We start from the raw sequence: 14,452 nt of genomic DNA, 5'->3' as shown, positions 1-14,452 counted from the left end.
AAAAAATATTCTCAGGTTCATAAAAAAGATGGTTTGAAAAAGGTATTTTGTATATCTTTGATTGTTGTCATATAATGTGGCACTTTAAAAATTGCAATTACTATTTCTATATCGAGGAAGCCATGCAAGTAACTTCTGAAGCGGTTTCGGGCGTAGCCCGTCGTTTAAATGTATCTGTACCGACGAGCCGTGTTAATGAGCAATTCGAAGCTCGTTTAAAACGTACTGCTAAAACAGTTAAGATCAACGGCTTCCGTCCAGGTAAAGTGCCTTTAAATGTTGTTCGTCGTGAATACGGCGCGAGCATTTACCAAGAAGTGGTAAATGATGTTATTCGTGACACAGTATTCGAAGCAATTCAACAAGAGAAAATCAATGCTGTAGGCATGCCTAACATTGAAAAAGTTGAAAACAAAGAAGATGCTTTAGTTTATGAAGCAACTGTTGAAGTTTACCCAGAAGTTTCAGTTAAGTTTGACGGTTTAGAAGTTGAACGTAAATCTACTGAAGTAAATGATAAAGATGTAGATCAAATGATCGAAAATCTTCAAAAGCAACGCGCGACTTGGACTGAAACAAAAGGCATGGCTAAAAAAGACATGCAAGTTACTTTTGATTTCGAAGGTTCTATTGACGGCGAAAAATTTGAAGGTGGTTCTGCTGAAGACTTCAAACTTGTATTAGGTTCTGGTCGTATGATCCCTGGCTTCGAAGACGGTATCGTTGGTATGAAGAAAGGCGAAGAGAAAGTAATTGATGTAACTTTCCCTGAAGATTACCAAGCAGAAAACCTTGCAGGTAAATCAGCTCAATTCAAAATCACAGTTAAGCTTGTTGAAAAACAAAAGCTTCCTGACGTAGATGCTGAATTCCTAAAAATCTTTGGTTTAACTGAAGAAGAAGGTGTTGAGAAGTTAAAAGCTGACGTTCGCAAAAATATGGAACGTGAAGTGAAAAACGGTCTTCGCAATCAAGTGAAAGGTGCAACTTTTGATGCGCTTGTAGCTGCAAATGAAATCGAAGTACCTGCATCTATGTTGTCTCAAGAAATTGACCGTCAACGTCAACAAATGATCCAACAGTTTACTCAACAGTTTGGTGCTCAAGGCGCTAAAGCATTTGATTCAAGCATGCTTCCAGATGAATTATTCAAAGAGCAAGCTGAAAAATCAGTAAAATTAGGTGTTTTGGTGAGCAGTATTCTTGCTGAAGCAAAAATCGAAGTTGATCAAGCACGTGTAGAAGCTTATATCGAAGATATGGCGACTTCTTATGAAGATCCTACAGAAGTTATTGAATACTTCAAAAATGATAAGCAACAACGTGCACAAATCGAAGCTGTTGTTTTAGAAGACCAAGTTGTAGATCACATCTTAGCGTCTGCTAAAGTAACTGATAAAGCTGTTAGCTATGAAGAATTGTTGAAAGAACAACAAGCTCGTCAACAAGGCTAATCGGTTATCCGAAGGAAGAGGCGCTTAACGCGCCTTTTTTCTTGTAAAAAATATGGATCAACTTGTCCTGTATTCACAAAGCCTAATTAAAAAATATCTGATATTTAATGGTGAATATTTTGCATTTTCGACAATTATCCCTCATATTGTGAAAATGTATTGAGTGACAAAAAATTCAGGAATAAATAACGTATGTATGTTCCAACAATTGATAATGCTTTGGTTCCAGTTGTCGTAGAGCAATCATCTCGTGGTGAGCGTTCTTTTGATATTTTCTCGCGTCTTTTGCGCGAACGTGTAATTTTCTTAACGGGTGAAGTTGAAGACAATATGGCGAACTTAATCGTTGCGCAAATGTTGTTCTTAGAAGCTGAGAATCCAGAAAAAGATATTCATCTGTACATTAACTCACCTGGTGGTTCAGTGACTGCGGGTATGGCAATTTACGATACGATGCAATTCATCAAACCAGATGTCGTGACATATTGTATGGGCCAAGCAGCCTCAATGGGCGCTTTTTTATTGAATGCTGGTGCTAAGGGTAAACGTTACTGCTTAGAAAACGCTCGTGTTATGATTCACCAACCATTGGGTGGTTTCCGTGGTCAAGCTTCAGATATTGAAATTCATGCACGTGAAATTCTATTTATTAAAGAGCGTTTGAACCGTCTAATGGCTGAACACAGTGGCCAAGATTATGAAACTGTTGCACGTGATACAGACCGTGATAACTTTATGACCGCTCAAGCTGCAAAAGAATATGGTTTGGTCGATGAAGTTTTAACGAAACGTCCGCAACTTTAAGCTGTAAAGCATAGAAATTTATTTGGAGTGAAGATGTCTGAAAATCCTCAAGGACAAAAGCATTGTTCATTTTGCGGTAAAACGCAGTCTGAAGTGGGTAAACTCATTGCAGGCGAGGACGCTTACATTTGTAATGAATGTGTAGATGTATGCTTAGATTTAGTTCAGACGAGCCAGCAAGTCGAAACTGGTGAATGGGCAACTCGTCCATTACCTAAGCCGCATGAAATTCGTGCAGCTTTAGATCAATATGTGATTGGTCAAGACACTGCGAAAAAAACGCTCTCTGTTGCGGTATATAACCACTATAAACGTCTTAAAGTGACTCAATCAACTGCAAAGTCAGAAGATCGTGTAGAACTTGCTAAAAGCAATATCTTACTCATAGGACCAACAGGTTCGGGTAAGACTTTGTTGGCGCAAACTTTAGCGCGCTTATTAGATGTGCCATTTGCGATGGCTGATGCAACGACATTAACTGAAGCTGGTTATGTTGGTGAAGATGTTGAGAATATCGTTCAAAAATTGCTACAAAAAGCAGATTACGATGTTGAGAAAGCACAGAAGGGTATCATTTATATCGACGAGATCGATAAGATTACCCGTAAGTCTGAAAATCCTTCAATTACACGTGATGTCTCAGGTGAAGGTGTTCAACAAGCGCTTTTAAAAATGATCGAAGGTACGGTAGCTTCAATTCCACCTCAAGGTGGTCGTAAGCATCCACAGCAAGAGTTCATTCAAATTGATACGTCTAATATCCTGTTCATCTGCGGTGGTGCATTCTCTGGTTTGGAGCGTGTCGTGCAACAGCGTCAAGAAAAAGGTGGAATTGGTTTCACTGCTGACGTGAAGACTAAAGATGATTCTAAGAAGTTATCTGAATTATTTAGTCAGGTAGAAGCTGCCGATCTTGTGAAATTTGGTTTAATCCCTGAATTCATTGGTCGTCTGCCAGTGATTGCAACGCTCGAAGAATTGGACGAAGAAGCATTAATGCAAATTTTGACTGAACCAAAAAATGCATTAACGCGTCAGTATCAATACTTGTTCGAAATGGAAGATGTTGATCTATTATTTGAAGATTCAGCATTGCGAGCTGTTGCGAAAAAAGCACTTGAGCGTAATACAGGTGCACGTGGTTTACGTTCAATTCTTGAAAACGTCTTACTCGATACGATGTACGATTTACCAAGTCGCTCTGATATTGGTACTGTTGTGATCAATGAAGCTGTGATCAATGAAAATGCTGAACCAGAATATCGAACTGAGCGCCAACCTAAACAAGAACAACAAGTTGAAGAAAAGGTCGATTTAAAGATTTTAGATACTAAATCTGCTTAATTGATTGTAATTCATCTGAAACGCGTAAAAAGTCCCACTTTTTGCGCGTTTTTTGTTTTTAATCTCGGATTGAGATGATAATCTAACGATAACAAAAATATGACATAGAATAAAAAGTATTCGTGATGAGGGATAATCATGCGATCAAGCGTAGCAGTGTGTGCTTTGAGTTTGTTTCTTGTGGCATGTCAGACACATAAAGGGCTTAACGATAATAATCAAACTCATGTGGTTTCAACGTTAAAACCGGTAGATTTTAGTGAGAAAAAAACTTTTGTATCTCAGAAGCTAGCTCAATATAAAGTTGCAGGATTTGATCTGGGCTCATGGGTAAATCAAAAACCAGGACAGTTTTTCAGCCGTGTAAAACCTCAACATCAGCAAGCCGCAGTGTTGTATCTGTACCGTCCTGATAGTAAGTGGAATCGTCAGGAAATTATTGCACCGAGTTTTTTTCTAAATGGTAAGCGCATTCCGAGTTTAATCAGCAATCATTATTATTGGATAGAGCTGGCTGAAGGGGATTATCAACTTAGTATCAGTCGACCTTTAACTGTGATGCATTTTCAAAAACCTTTGGTTGCAAGTTTTAGTGTTAAAGCGGGGCAGCAGTATTTCTTAAAATATGAAGAAGAACAGTTTCGAGGTGGACCAAATGGTAGTGAAGATCTCCTCAGAGTTGGACCATTGATGCAAATGCCAACAAAACAGGCATTAAGAGAAATTGGCATGACTCAGTTGAAAACGCCTGGGCTTAACTATGTTGCCGTTATTCAACCGAACGGAACATTGCAAAAATCAAAAGAAAAAATTAAAAATAAAGAATATAAAGCCAGTGATGATGTGCGCTTAACAGAACCTTTTAAGATATATGATCCACGCACATGGTAACTCTGATTCAGCAGAATGGTTTTTAGCTTATTTCGAGTCAGTATGAATACTTTGTTTTTGTAGTTGTTCTAATTTCTTTTGGACTTCAGCAAAATTCTTTTCTGTAGATTGTAAAGAGCCTGCAAGTTGTTGATTCAGGATTTTCATGGATTCTTGAGCAACAAGTGGACCTTTATTTAAAATGGATTGACCTGTTGGAGAGGAATAAAAGTCGATCTGGGCTTGAACTTCTTGGGCATCATAGACATCTTTATAAATTTTGAGATAGATCGGTTTAAGTTTTTCCCAAGAAGTTTGCTTAATATTTTCTTGGTGAATTTTATCAGCCAGTTCATTGGCAATAACTTGTTGTTGTGGTGTTAATTTTTCGGCCTTAACAATATTTTGAACAATGCTATAGGCCTGTTGATCAATTTGAGGTCGGATTTGTTTAAGCGTACTTTGTAAGAGCTGATCTAAATTCAATACTTGTATGAGTTTTTCGATTTGTTGATCAGTCGCTTGAGCTGCCATAACCGCAGGTGAGCAGATCATGCATCCGCTCAAAAATAATGTTCTTAAAATTTTCATGAGTATTCTCGGTATAAAAAAGCACCCTAATGATAGAGTGCTTTTTGAACTTGAGACAAGTCGAATATTATTTATTGTGCAGCTGCATCTACAACTGGAATTTTACCAATTTTAGCCTGCCAAATTTTTGGTGCAGTTGCGTGAACTGATGTGCCGTTAACGTCTACAGCAACAGATACAGGCATATCTTTAACCACGAACTTATAGATTGCTTCCATACCTAAATCTTCAAAAGCGACAACTTCCGCTTCACGAATTGCTTTAGATACGAGATATGCAGCACCGCCTACAGCCATGAGGTAAGTTGCTTTATTGTCTTTGATTGCTTCAATCGCAGCAGGACCGCGGTCCGCTTTACCGATCATACCGAAAAGACCAGTTGCTTCTAAAACTTGACGTGTGAACTTATCCATACGTGTTGCAGTTGTTGGACCTGCAGGACCTACAACTTCGTCACCCACTGGATCAACAGGACCAACGTAGTAAATGAACTTACCTTTAAGGTCTACTGGAAGCTCTTCACCGTTGTTTAACATATCAACCATACGTTTGTGCGCAGCGTCACGACCTGTATAGATTGTACCGTTAAGAAGAAGCGTATCACCTGGTTTCCAAGAGTTCATTTCTTCTTGTGTGATGTTATCTAAGTCAACACGTTTAGAAGAAGATGAGTCCCAAGTGACTTCAGGATAGTCTTCAAGTTTAGGTGCAATAATATTCGCAACACCTGTACCGTCTAGTGTGAAGTGTGCGTGACGAGTCGCAGCACAGTTCGGGATCATACCGACTGGTTTACCCGCAGCGTGACAAGGGTAGTCTTTAATTTTGATGTCTAGAACAGTCGTTAAACCGCCAAGACCTTGTGCACCAATACCCAGCGCGTTTACTTTCTCGAAGATTTCGATACGAAGTTCTTCAAGTTTATTTTGTGGACCACGACGAAGAAGCTCGTCCATGTTGATCTCTTCCATCAATGCTTCTTTAGCAAGCATCATGGCTTTTTCAGCTGTACCACCGATACCAATACCGAGCATACCAGGAGGACACCAGCCTGCACCCATGGTTGGTACAGTTTTCAGTACCCAGTCCACGATTGAATCAGATGGGTTTAACATTGCAAGTTTAGATTTATTTTCTGAACCACCGCCTTTTGCTGCAACAGTGATATCTACTTTGTTACCTGGAACAAGTTTATGGTAGATCACAGCAGGGGTGTTGTCTTTCGTATTCTTACGGCCAAAAGCAGGATCAGCAAGTACAGATGCACGAAGTACGTTAGAGTTTTCTAAGTAACCTTGGCGAACACCTTCGTTAATCGCGTCGTCTAAGCTCATTGTTAAATCAAATTTAACGTCCATGCCCACTTCAACGAATACGTTGACGATACCAGTATCTTGACAGATCGGACGGTGACCTTCGGCACACATACGTGAATTGATTAAGATTTGTGCGATCGCATCTTTGGCAGCTTTGTTTTCTTCACGGTCATACGCACGACTCATTGCTTGGATGAAGTCTTGTGGATGATAGTAAGAAATGAACTGAAGCGCATCTTTAACGGATGTGATCAAGTCGTCTTGCTTGATAATAGTTGTCATACAAATATCTCTTGAGCGGGCTGATAGCTAGCGGGCTAAATTATAAGACAAAATGATTCAATTGTGGCTTTTTTGCTGAGGAATTGGCGAAAGTTTAAGAGAGCAGATTCATTCATAGAAAAGTTAAAATTAATATTTGCTAATTAATTTTTTAGATGGAAATACGTTTACGTAATAAGTTGTTTAAGCTTTTTTATACGTAACAATAATTTTTTTCAAATTTATCTCATAATATTTTTAGATTAAATGGGTGAAATTTCACTATTTTAGTCATCAATAATTCTAATACATTGACTTTATGAAATTAAATTTTGTTAAGATTTTCAATAGAAAGTATTAAGTAAATATTTATATAATTAAAAATCAATATTATTTATATATTTCATAAAATCTAGAAGTTAATTAAATATGAAGTCAAGTGACGCTGGAGTCTTTCTGAGTTATGCCTATATCACAATGCACCAGATGGGATTAAATGTAGAGCAAATTTTAGAAGATGTAAGATTGCCCGCACAGTTGCCTGATAAGACAGTTCGCAGAGATAATTCATGTCAGTACCGATTTTGGAATACAGCGCAAAAAGTTTCTAATGACAGAGATATTGGTTTACATGTAGGAGAGCATTTTCCTGTAATTAGAGGCTCAGTGATTGAGTATCTGTTTTTGAGTAGTTCGGGATTTAAAGTTGGACTAGAGAAAGCTTTAAATTACCAAAAATTACTTTCTTCAGCTTTTCATTTTAGCCTGTTCACAGATGAGCATGTTGCTGGAATTCAAGGGTTTAATCATCCTGTTCGGCACTATTTAGAGATTGTGATCAGTGTGATTTTAAAGTTTTTGAAATTCATTACAGATGATCAATTCCGCCCAATTAAAATTTATTTACCCTATGAATATGGTGCGACATTAATAGAATACAAGCGCGTATGGGGATGTGAAGTTGAGTTGGGCTGTCCAGATGGGAAAATTATATTTGATGCAGCGTTGTTGAATTTAAAATTTGACTGGTATGAGCCTGAATTATTTGCCATCCATGAAACTTATGCAAAACGTCAGATGAGACAGGTTGAAAAATATGAACTTATTTCTGATATAGAACAAATTCTAGCTGAAGTTTTACTCGAATCAGGCAATGTTCAATTAAAGCATGTGGCAGACAAGTTAAATATGAAGGTCAACACCTTGCGTGCATCTTTAAACGATATTGACACTTCTTTTGAGAAAATTCTAACTCATTATCGTATTCGGACTGCAAAGCAATTATTAGCATCCAAAGAGATTTCCATGTGCCATATTGTCAGCGTTCTCGGTTTCTCAGAGAGTTCTGTTTTTTCACGAGCATTTAAACGTTGGACGGGTGAGACACCTTTGCAATACCGAAAAAGAAAAATCTCCAGAAAATGATTCAATTGATACTTAAACTATATCATCTGAGTCAATTAAACTTATGCCAAATCCGTTACTTTAATCTGAGGTAGAACAGTTTTAATGCTCTAAATGGTTACTTGGTTTTTAACACATTTAAGTTTTTAATGAAGTTCTAATCCTAATAAATCGAATTAAATTTTAAAAAATATTCAATTGCTTAAGAATTAATTTGATTTCATATTCAATTATTATTCAACCAATTTAAGGAGTTGAAAATGAGTTATGTAAAGACTAAAGACGGTGTTGAAATTTTTTATAAAGATTGGGGATCACGTGACGGTGAGGTTCTTTTTTTTCATCATGGGTGGCCTTTAAGTTCAGATGATTGGGATGCGCAAATACTTTACTTTTTAGACAAAGGTTACCGTGTAGTGGCGCATGACCGCCGTGGTCATGGACGATCTTCTCAAGTGTCTGAAGGTCATGATATGGATCATTATGCTGATGATGTTGCAGCTGTTGTTGAGCATTTAGGCATCAAAAAAGCGATTCATATTGGTCATTCAACAGGCGGAGGTGAGGTTGCGCACTATATTGCAAGACATGGTGAGGAACGTGTTGCTAAAGCTGTTCTGGTGAGCTCTGTACCACCCTATATGGTGAAAACTGAAGATAATCCAAACGGATTGCCGAAAGCTGTTTTTGACGACATGCAGGCTCAATTATTTAAAAATCGAGCTGAGTTCTATCGTGTTGTACCTGAAGGTCCATTTTATGGATTTAATCGTTCAAATGCGAAGCCGTCTGAGCCGGTGATTCAGAATTGGTGGAGACAAGGAATGATGGGTTCTGCTAAAGCTCATTATGAAGGGATTGTGGCTTTCTCCCAAACTGATTTTAGAGAAGACCTTAAGAAAATTTCAGTGCCAGTATTAGTTTTACATGGTGATGATGACCAAATTGTTCCTCTTGATATTTCAGGAAAGTTATCGGCTGAATTGGTACAAAATGGAACTTTAAAAATTTATCCAGGTTATTCACATGGGATGCTTACTATTAATCATGACGTGATTAACCCTGATCTTCTTGCATTTATTCAAAGTTAATTTTCGATCTTGTCTTAAACAAGAACTCTTTAAGAGTTCTTGTTTTTTTATATAAGTCTTTAGTTAACCTCATGATTCTAAGTTACAACACGTAGGAGTTAATCATAGATCTCAGTGTTCTAAGGGATTTATTGAAAAAACCATCCTCACTTTCGCGAGGATGGTAACTCATATGCAAATCAAATTATTGGGCTTGTTGCTCAGCCTGAATCGCTGTTAAAGCAATCGTAAAGACAATATCATCGACCAATGCACCACGAGATAAATCGTTTACAGGTTTGTTTAAACCTTGGAGCATTGGACCGACACTGACCACATTGGCAGAGCGTTGAACTGCTTTATAGGTGGTATTACCAGTATTCAAGTCAGGGAAAATAAAGACATTGGCACGACCCGCCACTTGAGAGTCAGGTGCTTTAGAGCGACCTACACTTTCTACAGAGGCAGCATCATATTGAAGGGGGCCATCGATCAATAAATCTGGACGACGTTCTTTTGCGATGCGTGTTGCTTCAGCAACTTTTTCAACATCAGCACCTGTGCCAGATGTACCAGTTGAATATGAAATCATGGCAATACGTGGATCAATACCAAACGCTTTGGCTGAATCGGCAGATTGAATCGCGATTTCAGCAAGTTGCTCTGCATTAGGATCTGGATTGATTGCACAGTCACCATAAACATACACTTCATCTGGTAGTAACATAAAGAAAACAGACGAAACTAAAGAGTAATCAGGTGCCGTTTTAATCAACTGAAATGCAGGGCGAACTGTATTGGCTGTGGTATGAACTGCACCTGAAACTAATCCATCCACTTGATCTAGTGCTAACATCATCGTTCCAAGAACCACTGTATCTTGTAACTGTTCTTTCGCTTGCAGTTCATTTAACTTGCCTTTACGCAACTCTACCATTTGCGCAATATAATTGTCGCGGATGAGGTCTGGATCAATGATTTCTAAATCGTCAGGTAATTCAATCCCTCGAGCTTTGGCTACATCTAAAACTGCTTCTGGTTTTGCCAGTAAGATACAGTGAGCAATACCACGTGATTGGCAGATCGCGGCTGCTTGAATCGTACGAGGTTCATCACCTTCAGGAAGAACAATTCTTTTCTTCGCTGCAATTGATTTTTGTACCAACTCATGACGGAATGCAGATGGAGAAAGACGTGGTTGGTATGAACCATTCAGCAACTGCGTTACCCAATCCGCATCAATATGGCTAGATACAAATCGAGTGACTTGTTCAGCGCGAGCAGTATCATCTACAGGAATTTCATTACTTAAATTAGCCAGTTGGGTTGCCGTTTCAAAGGTGCTCAATGGTGTGTGTAAAATAGGTAAGCCCTGTTTTATCGCAGCTTGGCAGAAAGCCAGTACTTGTTGATTAGGTGCATAATGTTCAGTCAATACTAAACCAGCAAGAGGGATACCATTGCTGCTTGCTAAACTACTTGCAAGTAAGACATCAATACGATCTGATGCGCTAATAATCAGTTCGCCTGCCGTGAATTTGTGCAGTTCGCGCTCGATATTTGAAGCGATCAGGCTACTATGCAGAACACGTCGTTGTGCAGCCTCACCTAAGTTAATCCATTCTGCTTGAATATGTTGCGCGATATCAGACATTCGCGGCACACTTAAAGTATTACTAAATGGTACTAATGCAATAACAGGAAGTTGTTCGGAACCAATCAGTGGATGTGTTTTTTGAATTTCCCCAACAAATTGTTGAGTCTCTTGTGTCAGACGCAGACTTGGATCAATGGTCACTGGAATCTGTGCAGACTCCTCGGACAGACCTTTGGTTCGCATGAACAGCACACCAGCTGTTCGGTTGCTGTTTGCTCCACCAAAATTACGTAATTGGGTTTCTACTTTTTCTGCAGTATAGGCTGGTTGTTTGATATCAGCATTGCTCACAATGATGACTTTCGCATCTAGTGCTTGAGCAAGTTGAGCATTCAGTTCAGATGCAAAACTATCACGACTATTTGGAACTAACCCTTCCACAATAATAAGATCATGTTTTTTAGCAATTTGACGATGTAGACGAACAGCTTCTTCTAATAACTCATCACTTTCATCAGCATTTAATTGCTGAACTACATTTTGATATGAGATTGGTTCAACTGTTTCGTTCTGAGAAACATGGCGGAATAACGCTGTGGTGCGATCGAAATTTTCAGCATGTACTTCTTGTGAAAATGGCTTAACAAAACCAGCTTTTACACCTTGACACTCAAGTGCATAAATTAAGCCTAAACACGCTGATGTCAGACCTACACCTTCACCAGTTGGAACAAGTACAATTGTTTTCATATCATCAAAATCTATATCTAAAAATAAAAAAGAAATATGTAAATATGTCTGAGCGGGCGACTACTTAAGCAGTCGCGGTTTCAAGTTCAGACTTTTTTTCAGATGAATTCACATCTCCGATTTGATTCACCACATGTTCTGTTTCTTGTGCAATACGTCCTTCTTCATCTGTAGGAATGACCCAAATTTGCGGACCAGTACCATTATCAATACGACCTTCAGTACCGCGAGCTAATTGGTTATTTTTTTCTTTGCTAAAGTTAAAACCAAAATGTGGCAAATAAGATAATGTTTTTTCACGAATAAATGCTGAGTTTTCACCAATACCACCTGTGAAGAATAAGCCATCAAGACGAGGTAAACCACAGCTGAGTGCTGCTAATGATTTAGCAAGACGATAGCAGAATACTTCAATAGCAAGTGCAGCATCTTCATTGCCTTCTTCTGAAGCTTCGATAAGTGTTCGCATATCGTTTGACAGGTTTGAAAGTCCTAATAAACCAGATTGGCTATTGAGCATTCTGTCAATTTTGTAAATGTCCCATCCTAAGTTTTTGGCTAAAAAATTATGTAAACTTGGATCTACATCACCACTACGGGTACCCATCACTAAACCTTCGAGTGGCGTTAATCCCATAGAGGTATCAACACTTTTACCATTCCAAATTGCACAAGTAGAACTACCATTGCCTAAATGAGCGGTGAGCCAACCACCTTCACGGAAACTACCAGCAAGCTCAGAGCCACGATCTGATACATAGGCATGGCTTGTGCCGTGGAATCCATAGCGACGAACATTATGTTCAGTGTATAAAAATTTTGGTACCGCATAACGATAGGCATGCGCTGGCATTGTTTGATGGAACGCTGTATCAAACACTGCAACTTGCGGTAAGTCTGGGAACAAACGTTTAGTCGCTTCGATCCCAACGAGATGTGCAGGATTATGTAATGGAGCTAAAGGTGTTGCTTCACGGATTTTTTCAATAATTTCATCGGTGATTAACTCTGCTTGAGTTAAAGAACCACCATGTACAATACGATGACCAATGGCATCAGGCTTGTGATTCGCTAAGCGAGATAATCCAACTTCAAGAGCTTCTTTGTGGTCTGCATTTGGAATACGAATATCAACTGGTTCGTTGCCTATAGTCACGCCTTTGATGCGCGCTTCTGGCGTACCTAAGTTTTCAGCAAGACCATGAATTCGGAAATCTTGATCTTTAAGTAATAATGCAAACTTGATCGAAGAAGAACCGCAATTGATGATAAGAACTGAATGGGGCATGGTGTGTTCCTTTACTGGCAATTTTAATATTTCGTTTGTTTTCTTCCAAATGAACAAAAAATGTTATTTCTTGATCGTGAAGCATTTGTAACATGCGTTTTTTTATTGTCCTAGATAGACTTTAGGTGATTAGACTTAAGCACTATCGACCACTAAGGCAATAATAATTAAAATTTATAGTCTTTCTTTATTCATTTATAAAATAAATAATGGTTATGTTTTAATTAAATTGTATGTGTAAAACATAGCATGTATTGTATTTTTTATATACCACTTCTGCTTTGTAATTGATTTAATTTATACGTTTTTTATTTCGTTATGATGAGTTGAATCACTCAAAAACAAAGCCCTTTACTCAAAGGGCTTTGTTTTTTTAAGTTAGGTTTATTGACGGATTTGGCCATCGCCTAAGACAATCCATTTTTGTGAGGTAAGTCCTTCTAAACCGACTGGACCTCTGGCATGAATTTTATCTGTTGAAATACCGATTTCAGCACCTAAACCATACTCAAAACCATCAGCAAAACGAGTAGAGGCATTAACCATGACCGAACTTGAATCGACGCGAGTAAGGAATTTTCGCGCCGTGCTAAAGTTTTCAGTAATAATCGAATCAGTGTGATGCGATCCGTATTTATTGATATGCAAAATTGCTTCATCAACGCCACTGACCACTTTAACCGCTAAAATAGGTCCTAGATATTCCTCATACCAGTCTTCTTCGGTCGCAGTTTTAATCTGTTCACCTAAAATTGCTTTTACTTTTAAGCAACCACGCAGCTCAACTTGTTTTTCAGCATAAAGTTCAGCAATGCGAGGTAGAAAGTCATCAGCAACTTTTTCATCAACCAGCAGCGTTTCCATGGCATTACATACGCCATAGCGATGAGTTTTTGCATTTAACGCAATTGGCAATGCTTTTTGTAGATCTGCTTGAGCCTCAACGAAGACGTGACAGTTACCATCAAGATGTTTGATTACTGGAATAGTTGCTTCACGTGTAATACGTTCAATTAAGCCTTTGCCACCACGTGGAACAATAACGTCAACATACTCAGAGAGTGTAATTAATTGCCCAACTGCAGCACGATCAGCTGTATTTACAACCTGCACTGCGTTGACTGGTACTCCAGCTTGCTCTAAACCTTTTTGAATTGCGGTAGCAATGGCTTTGTTTGACTCTAATGCTTCTGAACCACCGCGAAGAATGATGGCATTGCCAGACTTTATCGCTAAAGAGGCTGCTTCTAGAGTGACGTTAGGACGTGATTCATAAATCATACCTACGACACCTAAAGGCACTCGCATTTTTCCAAGCTGAATACCAGACGGGCGATAAGCTAGGTCGGTAATTTCACCAATGGGATCAATTAAACTGATGACATCTTTAAGACCTTGTAACATTCCACTGAAGCGTGTGGGTGTAAGTTCCAAACGATCGAGTAATGCGCTGTCTAAATTGTTTTCATGACCACGAGTCATGTCTAGTTTATTCGCAGCTAGAATTTGAGCTTGATGGTCTTCCAAAGCGGTATGGATTGCCGTCAAAGCATTATTTCGTTCAAAAGTCGAAGATCCAGCCAAAAAGCGTGAAGCTTCACGCGCATTCTGACCGACGACTTGCATGTACTGTTCGATGGAGTCTTGCATAGCAGTTTAACTGATCATTTTAAAATCTCATTCAAATAGTAGCAGCGCAGATG

11 protein-coding genes are annotated in these 14,452 nt (G+C 38.7%); 6 read left to right on the top strand and 5 right to left on the bottom strand.

Features of this window, described 5'->3' with window-relative positions; genetic code table 11:
- The first annotated feature begins 122 nt into the window (after positions 1-122).
- The 4 genes from tig to AC1M9L_RS05505 all read left to right on the top strand — a co-directional run bounded on the left by tig (position 123) and on the right by AC1M9L_RS05505 (position 4,493).
- Positions 123-1,454: a trigger factor gene (gene tig / locus AC1M9L_RS05520; RefSeq protein ID WP_180028337.1), complete on the top strand. Its 1,332-nt coding sequence runs from the start codon at positions 123-125 to the stop codon at positions 1,452-1,454.
- A 192-nt stretch (positions 1,455-1,646) separates the two neighbouring features.
- Positions 1,647-2,258 carry an ATP-dependent Clp endopeptidase proteolytic subunit ClpP gene (clpP, locus tag AC1M9L_RS05515; protein ID WP_035265270.1) on the top strand — a complete coding sequence of 204 codons (612 nt, stop codon included), beginning with the start codon at positions 1,647-1,649 and terminating at the stop codon, positions 2,256-2,258.
- A 33-nt stretch (positions 2,259-2,291) separates the two neighbouring features.
- Positions 2,292-3,602: an ATP-dependent protease ATP-binding subunit ClpX gene (gene clpX / locus AC1M9L_RS05510; RefSeq protein WP_035265272.1), complete on the top strand. Its 1,311-nt coding sequence runs from the start codon at positions 2,292-2,294 to the stop codon at positions 3,600-3,602.
- A 138-nt stretch (positions 3,603-3,740) separates the two neighbouring features.
- On the top strand, positions 3,741-4,493 hold the full coding sequence (locus AC1M9L_RS05505; RefSeq protein WP_481591561.1) for a DUF2846 domain-containing protein: 753 nt from the start codon (positions 3,741-3,743) through the stop codon (positions 4,491-4,493).
- A 27-nt stretch (positions 4,494-4,520) separates the two neighbouring features.
- On the opposite strand, the gene AC1M9L_RS05500 is transcribed toward AC1M9L_RS05505, so the two are convergent.
- Both AC1M9L_RS05500 and AC1M9L_RS05495 read right to left on the bottom strand, forming a co-directional pair.
- Positions 4,521-5,063 (bottom strand): DUF2059 domain-containing protein, encoded by a 543-nt coding sequence (locus tag AC1M9L_RS05500; protein WP_035265277.1) that lies wholly within the window; start codon positions 5,061-5,063, stop codon positions 4,521-4,523.
- Between the two features lie 71 nt (positions 5,064-5,134).
- A complete protein-coding gene (locus tag AC1M9L_RS05495; protein ID WP_035265279.1) occupies positions 5,135-6,661 on the bottom strand; it encodes a fumarate hydratase in 1,527 nt (508 codons plus the stop codon).
- Between the two features lie 408 nt (positions 6,662-7,069).
- Here AC1M9L_RS05495 and AC1M9L_RS05490 point away from each other — a divergent pair, with 408 nt between their 5' ends.
- Together AC1M9L_RS05490 and AC1M9L_RS05485 are read left to right on the top strand one after the other, a co-directional pair.
- A complete protein-coding gene (locus AC1M9L_RS05490; RefSeq protein WP_481591560.1) occupies positions 7,070-8,065 on the top strand; it encodes an AraC family transcriptional regulator in 996 nt (331 codons plus the stop codon).
- 239 nt (positions 8,066-8,304) lie between these two features.
- Positions 8,305-9,135, top strand: a complete 831-nt coding sequence (locus AC1M9L_RS05485) for an alpha/beta fold hydrolase (RefSeq protein ID WP_481591559.1) — start codon at positions 8,305-8,307, stop codon at positions 9,133-9,135.
- A 184-nt stretch (positions 9,136-9,319) separates the two neighbouring features.
- Here AC1M9L_RS05485 and pta read toward each other — a convergent pair whose 3' ends face one another.
- The 3 genes from pta to AC1M9L_RS05470 all read right to left on the bottom strand — a co-directional run bounded on the left by pta (position 9,320) and on the right by AC1M9L_RS05470 (position 14,399).
- Positions 9,320-11,461, bottom strand: coding sequence for a phosphate acetyltransferase (pta, locus tag AC1M9L_RS05480; protein ID WP_481591558.1), 2,142 nt, complete (start codon positions 11,459-11,461; stop codon positions 9,320-9,322).
- Positions 11,462-11,525: 64 nt separating this feature from the next.
- Positions 11,526-12,749, bottom strand: coding sequence for an acetate/propionate family kinase (locus AC1M9L_RS05475; protein ID WP_481591557.1), 1,224 nt, complete (start codon positions 12,747-12,749; stop codon positions 11,526-11,528).
- 384 nt (positions 12,750-13,133) lie between these two features.
- Positions 13,134-14,399 carry a glutamate-5-semialdehyde dehydrogenase gene (locus tag AC1M9L_RS05470; protein WP_179998649.1) on the bottom strand — a complete coding sequence of 422 codons (1,266 nt, stop codon included), beginning with the start codon at positions 14,397-14,399 and terminating at the stop codon, positions 13,134-13,136.
- Between the last annotated feature and the right edge of the window lie 53 nt (positions 14,400-14,452).

This window comes from Acinetobacter sp. ANC_7511 (genome assembly GCF_056779975.1).
The sequence above is the reverse complement of the archived record's forward strand: the minus strand, read 5'-3'. Positions and strand labels throughout refer to the sequence as shown.

Coding starts and splice junctions, on each gene's coding strand:
- tig (WP_180028337.1), top strand. CDS start 123: ATGCAAGTAACTTCTGAAGCGGTTTCGGGCGTAGCCCGTCGTTTAAAT.
- clpP (WP_035265270.1), top strand. CDS start 1,647: ATGTATGTTCCAACAATTGATAATGCTTTGGTTCCAGTTGTCGTAGAG.
- clpX (WP_035265272.1), top strand. CDS start 2,292: ATGTCTGAAAATCCTCAAGGACAAAAGCATTGTTCATTTTGCGGTAAA.
- AC1M9L_RS05505 (WP_481591561.1), top strand. CDS start 3,741: ATGCGATCAAGCGTAGCAGTGTGTGCTTTGAGTTTGTTTCTTGTGGCA.
- AC1M9L_RS05500 (WP_035265277.1), bottom strand. CDS start 5,063: ATGAAAATTTTAAGAACATTATTTTTGAGCGGATGCATGATCTGCTCA.
- AC1M9L_RS05495 (WP_035265279.1), bottom strand. CDS start 6,661: ATGACAACTATTATCAAGCAAGACGACTTGATCACATCCGTTAAAGAT.
- AC1M9L_RS05490 (WP_481591560.1), top strand. CDS start 7,070: ATGAAGTCAAGTGACGCTGGAGTCTTTCTGAGTTATGCCTATATCACA.
- AC1M9L_RS05485 (WP_481591559.1), top strand. CDS start 8,305: ATGAGTTATGTAAAGACTAAAGACGGTGTTGAAATTTTTTATAAAGAT.
- pta (WP_481591558.1), bottom strand. CDS start 11,461: ATGAAAACAATTGTACTTGTTCCAACTGGTGAAGGTGTAGGTCTGACA.
- AC1M9L_RS05475 (WP_481591557.1), bottom strand. CDS start 12,749: ATGCCCCATTCAGTTCTTATCATCAATTGCGGTTCTTCTTCGATCAAG.
- AC1M9L_RS05470 (WP_179998649.1), bottom strand. CDS start 14,399: ATGCAAGACTCCATCGAACAGTACATGCAAGTCGTCGGTCAGAATGCG.